Source organism: Streptomyces sp. NPDC005728 (genome assembly GCF_040630895.1).
In the GTDB taxonomy this organism is placed as follows: Bacteria; Actinomycetota; Actinomycetes; order Streptomycetales; family Streptomycetaceae; genus Streptomyces.
In genome coordinates this window covers 1-18,767 of sequence record NZ_JBEXYL010000080.1, presented here as the reverse complement: position 1 = coordinate 18,767, position 18,767 = coordinate 1, and the positions used below count along the sequence as shown (strand labels likewise).

21 protein-coding genes and 1 pseudogene are annotated in these 18,767 nt (G+C 71.1%); 9 read left to right on the top strand and 13 right to left on the bottom strand.

Translation table 11 applies throughout. From position 1 onward, the window contains the following. Window positions 1–90 precede the first annotated feature (90 nt). The 4 genes from ABZ471_RS36385 to ABZ471_RS36370 form a co-directional block, all read right to left on the bottom strand. Entirely contained in the window at window positions 91–528 is a 438-nt protein-coding gene (locus ABZ471_RS36385) for a MarR family transcriptional regulator (protein ID WP_359072642.1), read from the bottom strand. 109 nt (window positions 529–637) lie between these two features. Next, window positions 638–1,276: a hypothetical protein gene (locus tag ABZ471_RS36380; protein ID WP_359072640.1), complete on the bottom strand. Its 639-nt coding sequence runs from the start codon at window positions 1,274–1,276 to the stop codon at window positions 638–640. A gap of 315 nt (window positions 1,277–1,591) precedes the next feature. Further along, window positions 1,592–2,017 (bottom strand): tautomerase family protein, encoded by a 426-nt coding sequence (locus ABZ471_RS36375; protein ID WP_359072638.1) that lies wholly within the window; start codon window positions 2,015–2,017, stop codon window positions 1,592–1,594. Window positions 2,018–2,055: 38 nt separating this feature from the next. Next, complete coding sequence (locus ABZ471_RS36370) at window positions 2,056–2,757, bottom strand: SDR family oxidoreductase (RefSeq protein WP_359072636.1); 702 nt, start codon at window positions 2,755–2,757, stop codon at window positions 2,056–2,058. 85 nt (window positions 2,758–2,842) lie between these two features. On the opposite strand from ABZ471_RS36370, the gene ABZ471_RS36365 reads away from it, so the two are divergent. The 5 genes from ABZ471_RS36365 to ABZ471_RS36345 all read left to right on the top strand — a co-directional run bounded on the left by ABZ471_RS36365 (window position 2,843) and on the right by ABZ471_RS36345 (window position 6,265). Continuing rightward, window positions 2,843–3,415 carry a helix-turn-helix domain-containing protein gene (locus ABZ471_RS36365; protein ID WP_359072634.1) on the top strand — a complete coding sequence of 191 codons (573 nt, stop codon included), beginning with the start codon at window positions 2,843–2,845 and terminating at the stop codon, window positions 3,413–3,415. Window positions 3,416–3,611: 196 nt separating this feature from the next. After that, window positions 3,612–4,826, top strand: coding sequence for a serine hydrolase domain-containing protein (locus tag ABZ471_RS36360; RefSeq protein ID WP_359072632.1), 1,215 nt, complete (start codon window positions 3,612–3,614; stop codon window positions 4,824–4,826). 102 nt (window positions 4,827–4,928) lie between these two features. Further along, window positions 4,929–5,078 carry an NAD(P)H-dependent oxidoreductase gene (locus tag ABZ471_RS36355; RefSeq protein WP_359072630.1) on the top strand — a complete coding sequence of 50 codons (150 nt, stop codon included), beginning with the start codon at window positions 4,929–4,931 and terminating at the stop codon, window positions 5,076–5,078. Window positions 5,079–5,372: 294 nt separating this feature from the next. Next, entirely contained in the window at window positions 5,373–5,657 is a 285-nt protein-coding gene (locus ABZ471_RS36350) for a hypothetical protein (protein WP_359072628.1), read from the top strand. Window positions 5,658–5,674: 17 nt separating this feature from the next. Continuing rightward, window positions 5,675–6,265, top strand: a complete 591-nt coding sequence (locus ABZ471_RS36345) for a serine hydrolase (protein ID WP_359072660.1) — start codon at window positions 5,675–5,677, stop codon at window positions 6,263–6,265. Between the two features lie 128 nt (window positions 6,266–6,393). Here the strand turns inward: ABZ471_RS36345 and ABZ471_RS36340 are convergent, their stop codons facing one another. Beyond that, window positions 6,394–7,044: a hypothetical protein gene (locus ABZ471_RS36340; protein WP_359072627.1), complete on the bottom strand. Its 651-nt coding sequence runs from the start codon at window positions 7,042–7,044 to the stop codon at window positions 6,394–6,396. 359 nt (window positions 7,045–7,403) lie between these two features. Beyond that, window positions 7,404–9,128: a serine/threonine-protein kinase gene (locus tag ABZ471_RS36335; RefSeq protein ID WP_359072626.1), complete on the bottom strand. Its 1,725-nt coding sequence runs from the start codon at window positions 9,126–9,128 to the stop codon at window positions 7,404–7,406. Window positions 9,129–9,369: 241 nt separating this feature from the next. On the opposite strand from ABZ471_RS36335, the gene ABZ471_RS36330 reads away from it, so the two are divergent. The 3 genes from ABZ471_RS36330 to ABZ471_RS36320 all read left to right on the top strand — a co-directional run bounded on the left by ABZ471_RS36330 (window position 9,370) and on the right by ABZ471_RS36320 (window position 11,544). Next, entirely contained in the window at window positions 9,370–10,254 is an 885-nt protein-coding gene (locus ABZ471_RS36330; protein WP_359072624.1) for a hypothetical protein, read from the top strand. 172 nt (window positions 10,255–10,426) lie between these two features. Then, on the top strand, window positions 10,427–10,927 hold the full coding sequence (locus tag ABZ471_RS36325; protein WP_359072623.1) for a metallophosphoesterase: 501 nt from the start codon (window positions 10,427–10,429) through the stop codon (window positions 10,925–10,927). A gap of 23 nt (window positions 10,928–10,950) precedes the next feature. Further along, window positions 10,951–11,544, top strand: a complete 594-nt coding sequence (locus tag ABZ471_RS36320) for a GNAT family N-acetyltransferase (protein WP_359072621.1) — start codon at window positions 10,951–10,953, stop codon at window positions 11,542–11,544. A 217-nt stretch (window positions 11,545–11,761) separates the two neighbouring features. Here ABZ471_RS36320 and ABZ471_RS36315 read toward each other — a convergent pair whose 3' ends face one another. Together ABZ471_RS36315 and ABZ471_RS36310 are read right to left on the bottom strand one after the other, a co-directional pair. Beyond that, window positions 11,762–12,247 carry a hypothetical protein gene (locus ABZ471_RS36315; RefSeq protein WP_359072620.1) on the bottom strand — a complete coding sequence of 162 codons (486 nt, stop codon included), beginning with the start codon at window positions 12,245–12,247 and terminating at the stop codon, window positions 11,762–11,764. A gap of 152 nt (window positions 12,248–12,399) precedes the next feature. Then, window positions 12,400–13,185: a phosphotransferase gene (locus ABZ471_RS36310; RefSeq protein ID WP_359072618.1), complete on the bottom strand. Its 786-nt coding sequence runs from the start codon at window positions 13,183–13,185 to the stop codon at window positions 12,400–12,402. A gap of 201 nt (window positions 13,186–13,386) precedes the next feature. Between ABZ471_RS36310 and ABZ471_RS36305 the strand changes: the two genes are divergently transcribed. Continuing rightward, entirely contained in the window at window positions 13,387–14,496 is a 1,110-nt protein-coding gene (locus ABZ471_RS36305; RefSeq protein ID WP_359072617.1) for an NAD(P)/FAD-dependent oxidoreductase, read from the top strand. A 65-nt stretch (window positions 14,497–14,561) separates the two neighbouring features. On the opposite strand, the gene ABZ471_RS36300 is transcribed toward ABZ471_RS36305, so the two are convergent. The 5 genes and pseudogenes from ABZ471_RS36300 to ABZ471_RS36280 form a co-directional block, all read right to left on the bottom strand. Continuing rightward, a complete protein-coding gene (locus ABZ471_RS36300) occupies window positions 14,562–15,206 on the bottom strand; it encodes an SRPBCC family protein (RefSeq protein ID WP_359072616.1) in 645 nt (214 codons plus the stop codon). A gap of 16 nt (window positions 15,207–15,222) precedes the next feature. Beyond that, window positions 15,223–16,326 carry an XdhC/CoxI family protein gene (locus tag ABZ471_RS36295; RefSeq protein WP_359072615.1) on the bottom strand — a complete coding sequence of 368 codons (1,104 nt, stop codon included), beginning with the start codon at window positions 16,324–16,326 and terminating at the stop codon, window positions 15,223–15,225. Then, a complete protein-coding gene (locus ABZ471_RS36290; RefSeq protein ID WP_359072613.1) occupies window positions 16,319–17,455 on the bottom strand; it encodes a VWA domain-containing protein in 1,137 nt (378 codons plus the stop codon). Before ABZ471_RS36290 ends, ABZ471_RS36295 begins: the two co-directional genes overlap by 8 nt. 194 nt (window positions 17,456–17,649) lie before the next feature. Beyond that, complete coding sequence (locus tag ABZ471_RS36285; protein ID WP_359072611.1) at window positions 17,650–18,525, bottom strand: MoxR family ATPase; 876 nt, start codon at window positions 18,523–18,525, stop codon at window positions 17,650–17,652. Window positions 18,526–18,540: 15 nt separating this feature from the next. Further along, window positions 18,541–18,767, bottom strand: a pseudogene (locus tag ABZ471_RS36280) (hypothetical protein); the annotation flags it as partial.

Sequence of the window (18,767 nt, the reverse complement as noted above, 5' to 3'; positions counted from 1 at the left end):
CGGGGTGGGTCATCGGCGCGATCAGCCGGCGGTCGAACCCGGCGGGGGAGGGGCGGGCGGTCCGCCCGGTGCGCGCCGTGGGCCTCGATGTCACGGCCGCGAGAGCCGTTCCAGCAGCTCCAGCGCCTTCAGCACCGTCTGCCGCTCCTCCTCGGTGTAGCGGTCCTCGAAGGCGCGGGCCAGCCACTCCTCGCGCAGTTGCTTGTTGCCCTCGACATGGGCCCGGCCGGTCTCGGTGAGGGTGACCAGCTGGCGGCGGCCGTCGTCGGGGTCGGGGGCACGCCGGATCAGGCCGTGCTGCTCCAGGGCGGCCAGCGTGGTCGCCATCGACTGCGGACGCACACCCTCCGCGGTGGCCAGGGCGCTGGCTGTGGCGGCGCCGTGCTTGCCGACCAGGGAGAGCGCCGACTCCTGCGACGGGGTCAGGTCGGAGTCCTGCGCGACCTCGCGGATACGACGCCGCAGCCGGCTGAACACCACGCGCAGGTCGCGCGCGGTGCGGGCGGCGGAGTCGGAGATGTGAGCCATGCCGTGACCCTAGAACCACCAGGAGAGACTGTCCAGCTGGAACTGTTCAGTTTTACCTGAAGATTATTGAGTGTGCCCCTTCGGAGATCCGGGTCGGCGTCCTTACTGGTCACGGAACCGCCAGGCAGTCGGCCCAGAGGGTGGCGAGACGCGCCGGGATCTGCGAGATGGCGGCGCAGCCATGCGGGTCGCGGGGCAGGCCGTCACCGGCGATGAGGGTCCAACTGCCGTTGCCGGAACGGGAGAAGTACTTCATCGCGGCGCCCTCGTCCTGGCCGGCCACCAACTCGGCGCTGGTGGCATCGGCGGTCGGCACGAACATGGCGGCCGCATAGGCGGTGCCGTCGCAGCTGCCGTAGTAGAAGGTGCCGGTACGGGGCCGTATGTGCACGAGCTGAGGCCGACTCTGGCGACCGTACGCGACGGTCACCTCGCTCTTGACCGCGGGCGACACGGTGAGCGACCGGCAGCCGGCGGCGGCCGTCGGGGACGCGGACGGTGAGGGACTCTTGGCGGCCCGCGGCGGGGCAACGGCTCTGCGGGGAGTTGCGGTGCCGGTCGCGGGAGTCGTGGCGGAGGTCGGGGAGGCCGTGGCGACGGACGGGGACGGCGCGGTGGCGGACGGGGAGGGGGACCGGCCGGCGTTGGCCGAACCGCTGGACCAGCAGCCGGTGAGCAGGGTGACGGCGGCGACGGAGAGGGCCGCCCCGGCGGTGGCGGTACGACGGGTGGCGCTGTGACGTCTCAAGGCGAACCTCACTGGTGGTGACTGCGCGCGGTGGCGGCATCCTTGGCCGAGAGTATGCACCGGGCTCCGAATGCTTGTTCCCCTAGGGGACGCCCCGGGGCCGCTTTCGGATCCGGGGCGTCGGTTCGGCTGCGCAGCAGCGAGGTCGGCCGATCGTGTCGGCGGGTCCGGAGAGGGCTGATCTTGGGATGGATCGCCTGGGACATCAACAAGGCCCAGGTCGCTGACCTGGGCCTTCACGCGGGAGCGGGTGACGAGAATCGGACTCGCGCTCTCAACTTGGGAAGCGACGGCGCTCGAGGGCCGGCGGCGCGATCAATAGGGGGAGGTCGCGTTGTTCTCGGCCCAGAGCTTCTCGGCGTCGGAGCCTCCGGAGGGCGGTACGAGCCCGTTGATCATCCAGAGGTCCTCGCTGGTCTCGTCGACGCTGAATTCCCAGTGCAGCCCTGCTTTCCCTTCGAGGTAGGGGTCCAGGATGCCCTTGACCCACTGGGCGGTCCGGCGCCGGCTCTCCTGGTCGGGGTTGTGGCGGGCGATGTGGTCGATGGTGATGCGCACCCCGGCCGGGGTGGGCTCCCCGCCGACGTACAGGTCCTCGGGCCGGGTCTCGTGGAACAGCGCGACCACGTAGAACCGGGGCAGCCCGATCTTTTCGTAGTGGTCGGTGATGCGGGAGGCGAGGCGGCGCTTTTCCTCGTCGGTGAAGATTCCGGGCGTGTGGTGAATGGTCCACAGGGGCATGACGGCTCGGTACTCCTTGATCGAGTGTCGGTGGGATGTCAGCGGGCGGCCGGGAAGGTCAGGCGCTCCACGGGGCCGGACAGCGCCGCCTTGGCGGCGACGGTGACGTCGTCGGTGAGCACCTCCGTGGCCCCGGCCTCCAGGCCGTCCGCGATCCGCGCGGCCACCTCGGCCGGCGTCGCCTTCGGCAGATCCATGGCGGAGACCATCTCGGTGTCGATGAACCCTGCGTGTACGCCGACGACCTGGGTGTTCTGGCTCGCCAGTTCGAGTCTGAGCGAGTTCGTGACGGACCACGCCGCAGCCTTGGACGCCCCGTAGGCGCCGCTGCCGGCCAGCCAGGACAGCACGGAGTGCATGTTCACCAGTGCGCCCCCGCCGTTTGCGGCCAGGATCGGCGCGAATGCCCGGGCTACCCGCAGCAGCCCGAAGACGTTGACGTCGAACGTCCTGGTGGCGTCCTCGAAGTCACCCGTCAGCAGCGGAGCCGGCAGCAGGACCCCGGCGTTGTTGAACACGATGTCGACGTCGGTGGCGACCTCCGCAAGAGCGGAGACCGAGGCTGCCGAGCGGACCTCGAGCTCAGCGGTGACCACCTCTGGCCGGTCGTCGGTGTACGTCGAGCGTGCGGTCGAGTACACCTTCCGCGCCCCACGTGCCAGCAGCTCATCCACCAGCGCCCCGCCGAGTCCCCGGCGGCCCCCGGTCACCATGACCACTCTCTCTGCTACTGCAACCATGGCATCCTCCATCTGGATAACGTGCTCGTTAGCTAGATCGAAGCATGCCCTGCTGGATAACGCAAGCGTTAGTTATCATGGTGCGATGGCGATGAATTTCGAGGAACGGCTGCGCGACCGGGATCCGTGGACGATCGGCGACGAATGCTCGGCGGGGCGGGTGCTGGACCTGCTCAGCACCAGGACGGCGTTCCTGGTGGTCCGCGAGTGCTTCTACGGCACCACCAGGTTCGACGACTTCGTGGCGCGGATAGGGGCCTCGGCACCCGCGGTGTCACGGGCACTCGCACAGCTGAAGGCCGCGCAGATCGTCGCGCCCGTTCCCTACCGGAAGCAGGGCAGCCGGGCCCGCGACGAGTACCGGCTGACCAAGGCCGGCGAGGACCTGCTACCGGTGCTCCTGTCGCTGATCCAATGGGGCGACACGTACCTGCAGGAAGGCCGCCCGCCTCTGTCGTTCGTCGATGCCGACACCGGCCGTCCGATACGGGTCCGCGTCACCGCCGACCCGGCGCCGCAGACGATGTCCGACGACATCGAGATCCGGCTGAACCCCGACTGCCGGCCACCACTGGCGGCCGCGGTCGGCCGAACCGGGGAGAGCGACGATGCCGAGAGCCGTTGCTCTACCGATCAAGGTGAGCACGGGTTCGAGTGACGCTTCTCGGTGGATGACCTGACCCGCAATCAGGTCTCGGGGTGCGGTCAGGGTCTGCTCAGGGATCTTCCCTGATGAGCTGGGCTGTCGGGTCGGAAGAGACTCGTGGACGGGCCGTTCGACCGTCGGCCCGACCGCCAGCACATCGGAGAGCCTTACTGTGAACTGCTCTGCCATCCGTTCCCGTTGGTCCACCGTGGCCGCGTCCGGCGCCGTGCTGGTTGCCCTGGCCGCGGGCATGGCCGCTCCCGCCTCTGCCGCCACCCCGGCTCCAGCGCCCGCCCCCGTGTCCGGCACGCCGCTGCCCGGGCTCGACCCGGCCAAGCTCCAGGCGGCCATCGGTGGCCTGCCGAACGCGGACGTCACCGGCGCGCTGCTGCGGATCACCGGTCACGCGGGCCACTGGTCGGGCACCTCGGGGGTGGGCGACCTGGAGACCGGTCAGGGCGTCCCGCCCAACGCGCACATCCGGATCGGCAGTATTTCCAAGGTCTTCACCGCCACCATCGTCCTCCAGCTCGCCGCCGAGCACCGGATCGACCTGGACAGGCCGGTCCAGCAGTACCTGCCGGGGGTCCTGCCCGCCGACCTGCCGCCGGTAAAGGTCGGTCAGCTGCTCAACCACACGAGCGGTCTGCCGCACGGCGCCGACAATCCGGATTTCGGCGACGGCAGCCCCGAATGGTTCGCCGCCAACCGCCTCAAGAGCTTCACCCCGCAGCAGGTGATCGACCTGATGGCAGGCCAGCCGATGCAGTTCGCGCCGGGCACCGCGCAGCAGTACAACGGGTTGAACTACTACGTCGCCGGCCTGCTGGTCGAGAAGATCACCGGGCGCACCTTCGCCCACGAGGTGCGATCCCGCATCACCCGGCCCATCGGGCTGCACGACACCTACGTCCCCGACGCCGACGACCCGCGCCTGCCCGGCCCGCACTCCCACGGCTACCTGACGGTCACGTCCTCGGACGGCACCACGCACCCGGTGGATGTCACCGAACAGAGCCCCTGGCCCTGGGCCGAGGGCGGCATGATCTCCACTCCCGCTGACCTCGACCGTTTCATGACCGCTCTCTTCCGCGGCCGTTTCCTCCCGCAGGCCCAGCAGGCCGAGCTCTTCGCCGTCCCCGACGTCCCCAGCTTCCACAGCAGCCAGTGCCGCACCCAGGCCGACGCCGGCCGTGCCTGCATGACCATGGGCATCATGAGGGTGAAGGCCTCCAACGGCGTCGAAGTCTGGGGCAAGACCGGCTCCCGCCCCGGCTACACCAGCGGTGTGTTCGCCACCCGCGACCTCTCCCGCAAGATCGTCTACTCCGTCAACCCGACCAACCTTGACGGCACCGAGATGCGCTACGTCCAGCAGATAGCCGCCGCCTCCTTCGGCACCGTGGTCCCGGCCACGAACTGACCTCATTCAGGGAGAGGCCAACGCGCGCCGTGCCTCCCTCGTGGCCCTGCTGGTCTCGATACGGGTGCCACTGTCGACCTCGCCGCCCTGCGCGACTTCGACATGCCGTTGTACGACGGCGACGTCGAAACCGCCGAGGGACTGCCGAGCGGCACCCTCGCGCTGCGTGACCGGCTCGAGCAGAGCGATGCCTTCGTTATCTCCGCGCCCGAGTACAACAGCTGGCCGACCCGGGGCGCCTCCAGGCGGTAGTGACGCACGGGGTGGGTTTCGATCAGCTTCCGGAGAAGGTGGGCACACCATCCCTGCCGCCGGCACCGCAGGTACCAGCGCCGACGGGCGATCGCGCAGACCAGCCGGACGATGCCGAGCCTGCGTCGTCCGGTTGGGCGATCAGCCGCTCATGCCGGGGCTGCTCGACGTTCCTGTCGCAAACGACCATGCGGCTGTCCGGGTGCTTTCCGGACCGCGCGCGAGAAGGAGACGCGCGATGGGTGGTATGTCGTTTCGCGCGACACGACCCCGGGATCCGTGAGGAGATCAGCTATGTACGCAGTGATTCGGCGGTACGAAGGGGTGACGGACCCTGCCCAGGCCGGAAGCCGGGTGGACGAGGGATTCGTTCCCCTCCTCCGCCAGGTCCCCGGGTTCGTGGCCTACTACTGGGTCGACGCCGGGGACGGAGTGATGGTCTCCACCAGCGTCTTCGAAGACCAGGCCGGGGCCGAGGAGTCGGTCAGGAGGGCGGCGGACTTCGTACGGGACAACCTCGCCTCACTGCTCCCCAACCCTCCGCAGGTCACCGCCGGCCAGGTTGCTGCTGCCGGCTAGCCACCGAGCGGCGCCGGATCCAAGCCGGCGACGCCAACTGGCAGGAACTGGTCGGGCATCGGGTGATCGCCAGGCTGGGACTGCGGGACACCTCCATGCCAGGGCTCGGCCCACACCTGCCCGACCCGCACGTGAACGCGTACCTGACCGGCGCAGACGGCAAGCGTCTCGACGTCACCGAGCACAGCTTCCAGCACACGGCGGACTCCGGTGTGGTGAGCACCTCCGCCGACCTGAACACTTTCTTCCGCGCCCTGGCCGGTGGGACGCTGCTGCCCGCCGAGCAGTGGCGCGAGATGCAGCAGACCGTCGAGCGGACTGACGACCCGGACGATGTGACGGAGATGCCCGAGGGCACCTATGGCCTCGGGCTGCGCAAGATCCCGCTTTCCTGCGGCGGTTTCCATTACACGCACGAGGGCGACGGGGCAGGCGTCAACTCCCGCCCCGCGGTGAGCGCGGACGGCAGGCGCGCGGTGACTGTATTCATCGTCACCACGACCGTGCCGCCGGACCTGGCCGCCCTCAACCGTGCGACGGGCGCCCTCGTCGACCACGCCCTGTGCGACAAGCCCGCCAAGCGATCGCCCATGAGCCAGGCGTATTGATCACGAGCGGTGTTGACACTGGCCGGGCTTGATCATGGCGAAGACCTCCGGTGTGGTGGAGCTGTCCGGGCCTGTCCGACGGGTCCGCGTGACTGCCTTACGTTCGTCGGTCTGTTCGGGGTGCGTCGTCATGAGTTGGGTGACGGCGTGCGTCGACGGGCGAGGACGAAGGCGAGGAGTGCGGTCAGCCCCAGGGCTCCTCCGCCGGCGGCGACGGCCCATGGCGTCGGACCGGAGCCGGCGGCTGCGCCGGCTGCCTCGAAGGTGATGGGAGCGGTGCTGTTCCTCGGGTTGGCGTCGTCCCGCAGCCGTTCCGGCGGGGCATCGACACGGATCCTGCCGCCGGTGAGCTTGGACGTGTCGTCGATCCGCAGCGTGAAGGGATAGGCCATGTGGAACCCGTCCCGGAGCATGGGAACGTCGAAGCCGTTGGTGTACAGGCCGTACTCGCACAGGAAAGGCGCTTCCTTCTTGCCGTCGATGCGCCCGCAGTTCTCCGGTGAGCTCAACACGGTCACGCCGTCGGGAAGCCGCACCTCGACTCTGGCGAACGGGACGCTGTTCTCGGCGTCCAGTTGGGCCTGGACATCAGCACCGTGGAAATCCAGCGCCAGGTCGGCCGTGACCGTGTCGCCCTTCCTGCCCTTGACCGCGGCTCCCGTCACCTCGAGATCCCACTGCCCGGATCCGCGCGTCCCCGCCGCGCCCAGGAGCAGCGCCCCGCCCAGCACAGCAGCCGTCGCCGCATACACCGGACTCCGCCGGACTCGTCTGCTCATGTCTCCCTTTCGAACCTCTCCACGGCATGGCGAACACCGGGGACGCGCAGTCGAGCCCCAGGAGCTCGCTTGCGATCAGGAGGACACGCCGAGCGGGCCCAGGGTTGTACCCGGTTTTGCGCGGGACCTACGCCGCGCACAAGTGGGTCCGCCGCTGCGACGCCCTAGACCCCGGCGAGGGCTCATGAGGCACGGCGGTGGCTTCGGCCTCGTACAGGGAGCACCGCCTGATCGTGCTGCGCACGGTCGGCCCTGCCCGGGCGCCCGGTGCCGACCTCCTGCTGCCAGGCCGCCCAGAAATCCTGGACGGCGGATCCGCGCGGCGAGCGTGGCCGATCGGTCATGACGCTGTTCCGGCTCTATTTGGTGATCTTCCAGAGGGTCAGTGTGGTGACGTAGTCGGGCATGTCACTGGACAGGCCTTTCTTTGTGTCTGGCAGGACATCGGTGATCCGTAGCATCGCCAGGTTGTTGTCGCTGGTGACGGTGCACAGAACCGTGCCTTTGCCCAGGGCTTTCCCCTGGTTCAGGTCGTCGGCGGGAATCGAGGCCGGCAGCGTGTCGGTGTCCACGCCGGTGCTGCATGCCTCGGGTGTGGTGCCGGTGCTCCTGCCCATGGGGGTGAGGAAGCGCAGGTCGGCGTCGGCCCAGTCCTGGTAGGTGAGCTCCATGCCGTCGTCCTGGCCGATCTCACCGTCGGGGAAGAGTTTCGGCGCGTCCAGGTCCACGTGCGTGCCGGAGTTGTACGCCGGTGCGCGCAGGGTCAGGGGCTTGTCCTTGAAGACAAGCGTGTACGCGGCCGGTGAGGCTGAGGGTGCGGGTGAGGAGGTCGGGGTGGAGGTGTCGGTGTGATTGCTGTCCGCCCGGGTGTCGTCGGCGCGGCCCGTGCCGCCGTGAGGGCTCACGATCACCCAGGTCACGACCACGGCGAGGGTCACGGCGACCGCACCGGCGGCGGCGAGCAGCGCGGGGCGCGTGCGCTTGGCAGGCGCAGGAGAGGGGGTGGCCGTCGGCGACAGTGGATGAGCCGGGCCGGGCGGCGGGGTGCGGGGCGGCGGCGGGGCCGACACGGTCGGCTGCCCGGCCCAGTGCGCGTCGGCGCCTGGCTGGGTGGGCATGGCGGTAGGAGTCGGCGTGGGAATCCGCGGGGGCGTGGGCTCCAGGGGCCGCGCGGCAGCCTCCTCCCGGCGCGCGATCCGCTCCATGAGCGGTGCCGGCAGCCAGCCGTCGAACGCACGCAGCGGCCGCCCTGCTGCCTGCTCGCACAGCTCCGCGAGTTCGTCCGTCGTGATGCGGGCCGCCGGATCGGCGGTGAGGCAGCGTTCCAGCAGTGTCTGCAGCGGCGCCGGGTAGCCGCTCAGATCCGGCGGCGTCCGCTCGGTGTTGGCGATGCGTACGGCGAGGGAGGTCGCGCCGCCCTCGCCGTACGGATGCCGTCCGGTCGCCGCGACCGCCGCGATCAGGCCGAGTGAGAACACATCGGTGGCCGCGGTGACAGGCTCGCCCAGTACATGTTCGGGCGACATGTACTGCGGGGTGCCGATGACTCCGCCGCTGCGGGTGAGCTGCGTGGCGTCGGCCGCCTGTGCGATGCCGAAGTCGATGACGTACGGGCCGGTCGAACCGAGCAGGATGTTGGCGGGCTTCAGGTCGCGGTGGACGACCTCCGCCGCGTGGATGGAGCCGAGAGCCCGGGCCGTGCAGCCGACCAGCTGGAAGACGGCGGGCAGCGGCAGCGACCCGTACGCGGTGAGGGCGTCGGCGAGCGAGAGGCCGGGCACGAACGCGGAGGCGATCCAGGGAAGCGTGCCGGCGGTGTCGTGGTCGACGACCGGTACAAGGTGGTAGCCCTGCACCCGGCGGGCGGCCTGCACCTCCTGCTCGAAGCGGCGCCGGAAGTCCGGGTCCTGGCCGTACTCGCGGCGGATCACCTTGAACGCGACGGGCTGCCCGCCTCGTGTGTGCGAGAGGTACACGGTGCCCATACCGCCCTCGCCGAGCCGGGCCAGTAGCTGGTAGCCGGCTGTCTCCCGCGGATCGAGGGGGTCGAGCGGGGCCAGTATGTCGTCGATGCCGTTCGTCACGGCAGCCCAGCCTATGTCACGTGACGGCGCGTCAAAGCGTGGTGAGTGAAAGCCGTATGCTCCTGTGACCAGCCACCATCGGCGGCACGAGACCGTAGTCGCGGCAAGCAGCAGCCCGCCCGAGTAGCCGGCGAGCGTACGGCCCCCTGATCATGCGCGACCCCAAACCGGGCAGGACACCGGCCAAAGCCGTTCCGCCGCCCTTGGGAGTGCGCTCCCCTTTGCTGACACACTCAGGCACATGCGTATGGCCAAGATCGTCGGTGCCGTTCTCTCGGCGATGCTGGTCAGTGGGTGCAGCGGGAAGCCGCCGAACGTCGGGGTGGATGAGCCCTGGCCTGGTGAGCGGCCCGGCAAACTCGTCGGCGTATTCGAGAAGATTCCGATCAATGCAGCGCCGATCCAGTACCTGGATGTGCGGACAGCGCGCAGGCTCATGGCCGAGGACGACTCCGGGATGTACAAGGGCTGCCGGTACTACTACGTCGAAGATTTCTTCCGGTTCAAGCATCCGAGCAGCGACGACGACGGGATCGAGTTCAAGCCGACGCTGCAGGAGACGTACGGCTACGACGAGAAAAGCCTGGACACGGTTGTCGCGGCCAACTACGGCAGCAACTACCTCACCGGTCGCTTCGACGGGGCGGCCATCAGGGCTTCGGGCTCCCATGGGTTGGGGCTCGATCTGATCGGTGACGACGAGCTGTACTTCGGGCTGCGGCCGCCGTCGAAGGGCAAGACCCTCGCGGACGACCCCGAGTATGTGACCGTCGCCGACTGCCTCGGGGACGTCTACCAGGCAGCCTTCGACCTACCCCGCAAGGGGAACATCGTGTACTCCCTGACCGCAGTCGGCGGCCGGGTGGGTTCCGATGGGAAGCCCGAGTCGAAGCTGTGCTCCCTGACGCGCTCACACAAGGACGCGGACAAGTTGGTGAAGGTGCTGAGCGCTCTCACGGGGGACGGTGGACCGTATCGCGGTGCGCGGATCAGCGTCGGGGAGGGGGACACTCCCATGGTCACCATGACGTGGAAGAACACGGGGGATGCCGGGCTGCGGCCAGGGTATCTGCCTGTGGTGTCCGACGGCTCCCTAGGGCGACCGGCAGCAGCCCTCCACCCCTGATGCCGGGCCGCCACCGCTGGACCATCGAACGCACCACGTTGCCCCCCGGCAGGCGTGTAGGAGTCCCGGCCTTCGGGAACGCGAGCCCCGACCGGGGTACCAGGCGCGGGCCCGGCCCGGTGGAACGGCGAGCGCTCCGCTGGGGCTGCTGAGAACGACTTAGGCTGGTGGGGTGCGTCTCCTGTTGATGTCCGACACCCACCTCCCCAAGCGTGCCAAGCGGCTCCCGGACCAGCTGCTCGCCGAACTCCCGCACGCGGACGTCGTGTTCCACGCCGGCGATTGGGTCGACACCGCCACCCTCGACCTGTTGGAGAGCCGCAGCCGCCGGCTGATCGGCGTGTACGGCAACAACGACGGACCCGAGCTGCGCGCCCGGCTCCCCGAGGTGGCGTACGCCGAACTGGGCGGCCTGCGCTTCGGTGTGGTGCACGAGACCGGACCGGCACAGGGCCGCGAGGCCCGCTGCGCCGTCCGTTTCCCGGGCCTGGACGTGCTGGTCTTCGGGCACAGCCACATCCCGTGGGACACCGTCGCCCCGGGCGGGCTGCGGCTGCTCAACCCCGGCTCCCCGACCGACCGCCGGCGCCAGCCGTACTGCACCTACCTGACGGCGGCCCTCGCCGACGGCGCGCTCAGCGACGTCACCCTGCGGCAGCTGCCCCAGCGGTAGGGGGCCTGTGGCACGATGCGGCGATGATCTCCGACTACGGCATACCCGACGTCGTACCCGCGGGCAGCATGGCCGACCGCGGCCAGCCCGTCCTCGACCTGCCGGGCGGCCTGGAACTGCGGCCCTGGCGGACCGACGACGCCGACGCCGACGCGCTGCTCGCCGCCGGGCAGGACCCGGCGATCCAGCTGTGGAACCTGTTCTCCGTGGGCAGCCGCGACGAGGCCCGCGCCCGGATCGCGCGCATGCACGAGCGGTGGCGGGCCGAGACCGGTGCCGTGTGGGCGATCGCCCGCCCCGGCGGCCCGCCCCTCGGGCTCACCGGGCTCCACGCCGTCGACCTGGCCGGCGGCAGCGCAGACGTCATGTACTGGGTGCTGCCCGAGTCGCGCGGCGGCGGCATCGTCGTCGAGATGGCCCGGCGGGTCAGTCGGTGGGCCCTGGACGATCTGGGTCTGCACCGTCTGCGGCTGTGCCACGCGGTCGCCAACGCGGCCTCCTGCCGGGTCGCGGAGAAGGCCGGATACGCCTTCGAGGGCACCATGCGCTCCTCGCTGCTGCACGGGGACGGCTGGCACGACGAGCACCTGCACGCACTCGTCGCCGGGGACGCCTGATCCCCGGCGGTGGCGAGTGGTCGCTCGGCACGCACCTCCGACTCACGCCTGACCAGGCGTAGCGGGACAGCCCTTCAGCGGGCACTCACGCCAGAACCAATCTGCAGCAGCTGCGATGCCGAACGCGGCATACCGATGTAAGGACAGCGCACGGAGTCCCGGTCTCGAATCGCCCATCGGCGTACCCGTGGACTCAGCTGTGTGTTGTCGATCCGGACTACGCCGTCCGGCAGCAGTTGTCCCATGGTGTTCGCCGGATCGTTGAGCGCCACCGTGCACTTCGCAATGCTGCCGTTGGCTCGGATACGAACGAATTCGGCCGTGCGGCACAGCAGACATCCATGTGCCCGGGTTCCTCGTGCGCGGTCGGATCGCTCCGGAGCGCGCTTTCGAGCGCCTTTACGGCTTTGGCGCGCTCCGCCCATGGAAGAACTTCGATCGACTCGTCGTTGGGGCCGCCCCTCCGCTCGACGGGTCTGAGGTTGACGGAGAAACGGTCGTCGTCGAGAAAGGTGTCACGAACCTGTGCCAGGAATTCCGGCAGGCAGGGCAGCGTGGCGGGAGTGAGATGGATTCGGAGAACAACCTGGACCGGCAGAGTGCTGGCCCGGATCGCCAACAGGCTGTCCCAAATGCGTTGAAACGAGCTGCTGCCGTTGACCCTGCCGCGTGAGCTGTCGTGTACGGCTTGCGGGCCGTCCACGGGTGGCAGGCGGTGCCGGCACAGAATCGACGGCCCATGCTGTGCGGCGGTCGGGGAGGGGCGGACCTGCGCGGGACGCGGTCCGAGTGCATCCGGACTCGTCCCCGGGCGCCGGACGCCATGTGTCGTCATGCAGCAGACTCAAGTTCGAGCTAGTCGCCGGCCGGCCTGCGCCAGAAGTCCGTGGGTAGGTCTTCGACTTCGAGGGCTGCCTGGTGAAGATCGGCGGCGACCGGCAGCAGCGCGGTGTAGACCGGGTCGCCGTCGGCGGCCATACGCTCAATGACGTGGGCATTGGTGCGGGCCCGCTGGGCGACAACGGTCCCGAACGCCGCGCGGTCGCCGTCGTACCCATAGGCATCGAGCAGCAGGTGCAGGCGCCGGGACCGGTCCTCGAATGCCGTGAAGCCGGTCTTCTCGGCAAACCGGCGGGCGTGCAACGGCACCCAGGTCAACGCCATGAAGGCCAGGTCGAACTCGCGTGACGAAGGCCCGGCGGTGTCCCAGTCGAAGAACCCGGTCAGACTGCCGTCGTGCCACACCGCATTCCACGGGGCCGCGTCATGGTGACCGATGATCAGACCGGGCCGCCAGGTCTGTCCGGCGAGCCATCGCACGCCCTCCGGCGGGACGAACTCCGCGGTCGCGTCATGCAATCGTCGGGCCCACCGGCCGACGCCTTCCAGCGCGGTGTCCGAGTACACCCACGCAGGCCAGGGCAGGTCCTCGCCGGCCGTCTCGCCCACAAGATGGGTCACGACCTCGCGTTGCTGGTCGTCCACCCCCAGCACTCGGGGCGCACCGTCGAACCCCACGGCTTCCAGGTGGCGCAGCACCGCGTGCACGCCGGGCGTCCACGGCTGCAGGGGCCGGTGCACCGCATCCCCGATCCGCACTGCGCCCACGGTCCTGCCGCCGGGCAGACGCTGTTCTTCCATGCGCTGGTTGTATCGCATGCCGATCGTTTGCACCTTTCCTTTTCCCGGCCGCTACCGGTACGCCGGCGAGCTCGCCCACCACTCGGACGCGTGTGTAGCGCCGCCGCACCGAATTTCACAGGCGCCTTTCTGATGACTGTGCTTTCTTGATGGTGCGCCGGACCTCCTGGCACCTCACCCACCTTTCGAGGGGACAGCCCCATGAACTCCGCTCACGAACCCCGCATCGCAGTCGTCGGTGCCGGCCTCGGCGGCCTTTCCTTAGCCCGTGTCCTGCAGCTACACGGCTGCTCCGTCACCGTCTTCGAGTCGGAGGCTGCCACCGGCGCCCGATCCCAGGGCGGCAGCCTCGACATACATGGCGACACCGGCCAGGCCGCCCTGCGCGCGGCGGGCCTGCTCGACCGGTTCCGCACCCTGGCCCGCCCCGAAAGCCAGGAGTGGCGGGTGCTCGACCCCGCCACCGCCACCGCCCTGCCCTTCCCGGGACCCGTCCACGACGACCACAGCCCGGAGATCGACCGCGGCCAACTGCGCGGCCTGTTCCTGGAATCCCTCGCCGAGGGCACCGTCCGATGGGGCAACGCCGTCACCGGTGCCACCCCCCTCGGGGACGGCACCTGGCGCCTGCGCCTCGACAACGGCACCACCGAGGACACCGACCTGGTCGTCGGCGCCGACGGCGCCTGGTCGCGCATCCGCCCAGCGCTGTCGGACGCCACACCCGGCTATGCCGGTGTCACCTTCATCGAGACCGGCTTCGACGACTGCGACACCCGCCACCCCGCCCTCGCACGCATGGTCGGCAACGGCACCCTGCTGGCGACGGCCGACAGCAAGGCCCTCATCGCCCAACGCAACAGCAACGGCCACATCCGCGTCTACATCGCCTTCCGCGCCCCGCAGAACTGGCAGGTTGCCGCCGACGTGGAACTCGACGACACGGCGGCCGTGCGCACACACCTGCTGAAGATGTTCGACGGCTGGGACGAGAGCCTGCTCCACCTCCTACGGCACCACGACGGCGGGTTCGTCGACCGGCCCGTGTTCGTCCTGCCTGCCCCGCACACCTGGGACCACGTCCCTGGCATCACGCTGCTGGGCGACGCCGCGCATCTGATGCCGCCCGTCGGGCTCGGTGCCAACCTCGCCATGCTCGACGGCACCGACCTCGCCCAGGCCCTCATCACCGAATCCAGCGTCGACGACGCCGTCCGCGCCTATGAGAGCCTCATGCTGCCCCGCTCGGCCCAGGCCGCCCAGGGCTGCGCCGAGGCACTCGACGACCTCATTCCCCCGACGGATTCCTGAGCAAGCGCCCGCCACCGCCACCCTTCCGCGATCACGCCACCGCGTCGGCATGGTGAGAAGCCGAGCTAGCGGCGGCGGGTCGGCCGGGTCCGCCCGTGCCGTCGTACTCGCCGGGCGACCAGCACCACGACGGCGGCCGCCGCCATCGCGCCGGCGGCACGTTTGGCCACCGGCAGCGCGGCCGCTCGCACGAGGTCCAGTGCCTCCGGCTCCTCCTGAGCGGGTCGTTCCGGTGCCTCGTCCTGCGCGTCGGCGCCTAGGGGAGACCGCTCGGCCAGCCGCTGCGCGAGGCACGCCGCGAACTGCCCCACCAGCCGGTCGCCCACCTCCGCCAGCACACCGCGCCCGAACTGCGCCGGACGCCCCGTCACCGTCAGATCCGTCAGCACCGACACCGCCGTACCCCCGTCGCGCTCGCTCAGCGTGCCGGTGACCGTCGCTCTGGCCGTTCCCTGCCCCCGTGTCTCCCGGCCGCTCGCCACGAGCACCATCCGGTGCACCGTCTCGTCCTGCTCCTCGAAGACCGCGGTGCCCCGGTATGCCACGGTGACCGGCCCTACCTTGACCTTCACCGAGCCGGTCACGGTCGTGCCGTCGTACTCCTCCACCACCGCGCCGGGCAGGCACGGCGCGACGCGTTCGATGTCGAGGAGCGCGTGCCAGGCGTCGTCGACCGCGACGGGGACGGTGAACTGGTGGTGCAGCTCCATGACTTCCTCCTCGCAGTCAGGGCGCGGCGGGCGGGTGGATGGCCCCGGCGGTCGTGGTCAGAGGAGCGCCGCTGCCGCCCCAGCGCAGGGCGACGATCTCGGCGGCGACGGACACGGCCACCTCCTCGGGCGTACGGGCGCCGAGGTCCAGCCCCAGCGGCGAGCGCAGCCGGGACAGCTCGGCCTCGGTGAGGCCGGCCTCGGTCAACTGTGTTCGCCGCTCGTCGTGGGTTCGTCGGCTGCCCATCGCCCCGATGTAGGCGGCCGGCCGGCGCAGGGCCTCCTCGAGCAGCGGCACGTCGAACTTCGGGTCGTGGGTGAGGACGCAGATCACTGTGCGCTCGTCGGTGTCGGTGCCCCCGAGGTAGCGGTGCGGCCATTCGGCGACGACCTCGACGCCCGCCGGGAAGCGCTTGGGTGTGGCGAACACCGGACGGGCGTCGCACACGGTGACCCGGTAGCCGAGGAAGTCGCCGATACGGGCCACTGCGGCCGCGTAGTCGATCGCGCCGAAGACCAGCATGCGCGGCGGCGGCGCGAACGACTGCAGGAACACCGCCACCGAGTCCTCGCGGCGTTCCCCGCGCGGCCCGTAGTGCCTCAGGAGCGAGGCGCCGAGGGCGAGTTCGCCGCGCGCGTCGGCCGTGACCGCGACATCCAGGCCGGCCGCGCCGAGCGTGCCGGCCTCGGTGCCCTGCCAGACGGCCAGGGTGGCCCCGCGCGGGGCGGGTCCGTCGACCACCGTGGCCACGGTCACCGGTTCGCCCGCGGCGACGGACGCGGCGACCGCCCCGAAGCCGGGGTCGGTCTCGGGCGTCACGGGCCTCACCAGCACGGTGATCTCGCCTCCGCAGGTGAGCCCGACCGCGAACGCGTCCTCGTCGCTGTACCCGAAGGTCTCCAGCCGCGCCTCGCCGCTCGCCACCACCTCCTGCGCGAGCTCGAACACGGCCCCTTCCACGCAGCCACCGGACACACTGCCCACGACCTCGTCGGACCCCACCGCCATGGCGGCGCCGGGCCCGCGCGGCGCGCTGCGACTGACCGCGACGACCGTCGCCAGACCGAACGGGGTCCGGTCCGCGTACCAGCGCTCCAGCGCCGACAGGATCTCACGCACGCTCCGCTCCTCTCCCACCGATCACGGGGACGCCACCAGGCTCCGCCCCGCGCACCACCGCCGCGAGCCGCTCCAGAGCCGCCAGACTGTGCCCCTCGACGAAGGCGTCCACGCTGGGCAGGGCCGCCGCCATCCCGGCGGCCAGCGGCGCGTAACCGGGCCGGGCCTTGCGCGGGTTGGCCCAGACCACCCGGTGCGCCAGCCCGTGCAAGCGGCGCATCTGCGCGCCGAGCAGCTCCGGATCACCGCGCTCCCAGCCGTCCGAGAGCAGCACGACGACGGCGCCGCGCGCCATGCCGCGCTGTCCCCAACGGTTCAGGAACTCGCGCAGCAGCTCGCCGAGGCGGGTACCGCCGCGCCAGTCCGGCACGGCCGCGGCCAGGGCAGCCATCGCCAGCTCCGGGTCGCGGTGCGAGAGTTCCCGGGTCACCCGGGTCAGCCGGGTGCCGATCGTGAACACCTCCGTACGGCCCCCGCGCACCGCGGCATGTGCGAACCGCAGCAGCGCGTCGGCGTACGGCGCCATCGAGCCGCTCACGTCGACGAGCAGCACGACCCGGCGGGGCCGGTCCACGCGCGCGTGCCGCCGCAGGCGGGCCGGCTCCCCGCCGCGCCGCAGCAGTTCTCGTACGGTGCGACGCGGGTCGACGTCCCCGCGCCGGGCGGAGCGCCGCCGGGCCGAGCGCCGGGTCCGCCCGGACAGGGCGAACGCGGCCAGCAGCCGGTTGAGATGGGCCCGCTCGGCGGCGTCCAGCTCGCCGACGTCGCGGTGCCGCAACACCTCGACGGCGCTGGCGAGCGCGGCCGTCGGCGGCCCCAGCGGCTCGCTCTCGCCCGGGGCCCGGCTCCCGGCGGGAGCGTCCCGCGCGACGAGCCGCAGCCGGGGCGGAGGAGCATGCCGCACCACCCGGCGGGCGGGCTCGTCCGACGGCCCGAAGTACGCGGCGAACACGCGCTCGTACCGCTCCAGGTCGTCGTGCCCGCCGCACAGTGTCGCCCGCCCCGCCCAGTGGACGTCGGCACGCACCCCGGGCCGCAGCACGTCCACGGCGCGCAGGAAGGCGTACGCCCGCTCGGTGCTCGCCTCGACCCCCGCCGCCCGCAGTGCGCGCACGAACCCGAGCAACACGGCGTCCGCCCCCACCGTCCCGGCCGCATCCCATGGTCGGCCCGAACGCGGGGGCCCGCCGGGGCAGGGCCCGCTCGCGCCGGGTCCCGCTGGGGTGCCCGTGGTGGTGTCCGCCGGCCTGCCCGGACCGCGGGGAGGCTGCTCCCCGGACCCCGAAGGTCCGTTCGCGCTGCGTGTCGGTCCGGCCACGTCGATCACGTCCCCCGCGACGCCAGGACCGCCGCCAGATCGAGCCCCCGCGCCCGGTCCGCGTCCTCCCGGTACTTCAGCACCGACCCCAGCGTCGCCACGGCCAGCTCCGCGTCCACCTCGCTCGCCCCCAGCGCGTCCAGGGCCTCGGCCCAGTCGATCGTCTCCGCCACGCCTGGCGGCTTGAGCAGGTCCGCACCGCGCAGCGCCTGCACCAGCGCGGTGACCTGCTCGGCCAGCCGTGCCGACACCTGCGGCAACCGGGTCCGCACGATGGCCAGTTCGCGGGCGAAGGAGGGATGGTCGAACCAGTGGTAGAGACACCGCCGTTTCAGCGCGTCGTGCACCTCGCGGGTCCGGTTCGAGGTCAGCACCACCACCGGCGGCTCCTCGGCACGCAGCGTGCCGAGTTCCGGGATCGTGACGGAGTACTCGGACAGCAGCTCCAGCAGGAACGCCTCGAACTCGTCGTCGGCCCGGTCGATCTCGTCGACCAGCAGGACCGACGGCTGCGTCTGAACGGCCAGCAGCAACGGCCGGGCGATGAGGAAGCGCCGGTCGTACAGCTCGCTCTCCAGACGGTCCGCGTCGTTCACCCCGGCCGCCTCGGCGGCCCGCAGGTGCAGCAACTGCCGCGGGAAGTCCCAGTCGTACAGGGCCTGCGAGGCGTCGATGCCCTCGTGGCACTGCAGACGGATCAGCGGTGCGCCGAGCGCCTCGGCCAGCGCGGTCGCGAGCGCGGTCTTCCCCACGCCCGCGTCGCCCTCGCAGAAGAGCGGCCGGTGCAGCCTCAGTGCCAGGAAGCACGTGACGGCCAGCCCTTCGTCGACGAGGTACCCCGTCTCCTCCAGGCGGCCCCGCACCTGCTCCGGGTCGTCCATCCGGGTGATCGGCGCTCACCCCATTCCGGTGGCGGTCAGCACCGCCCGCTTGGTCAGCACCCGCGCGAGGTGCTCCCGGTACTCGGGCGAGGCCGACAGGTCCTGCGACGGCCGGGTGCCCTCGGCCGCCGCCTCGGCGGCCCGGGCCTGGGCACATCTTCGCAACCGGCGCGCCCGGGAACCAGCCCCCTCCCCCGTCATGAGGGCGCTGCGAGCCGGTGGGCCGCCTCGGTCCGGCGAGC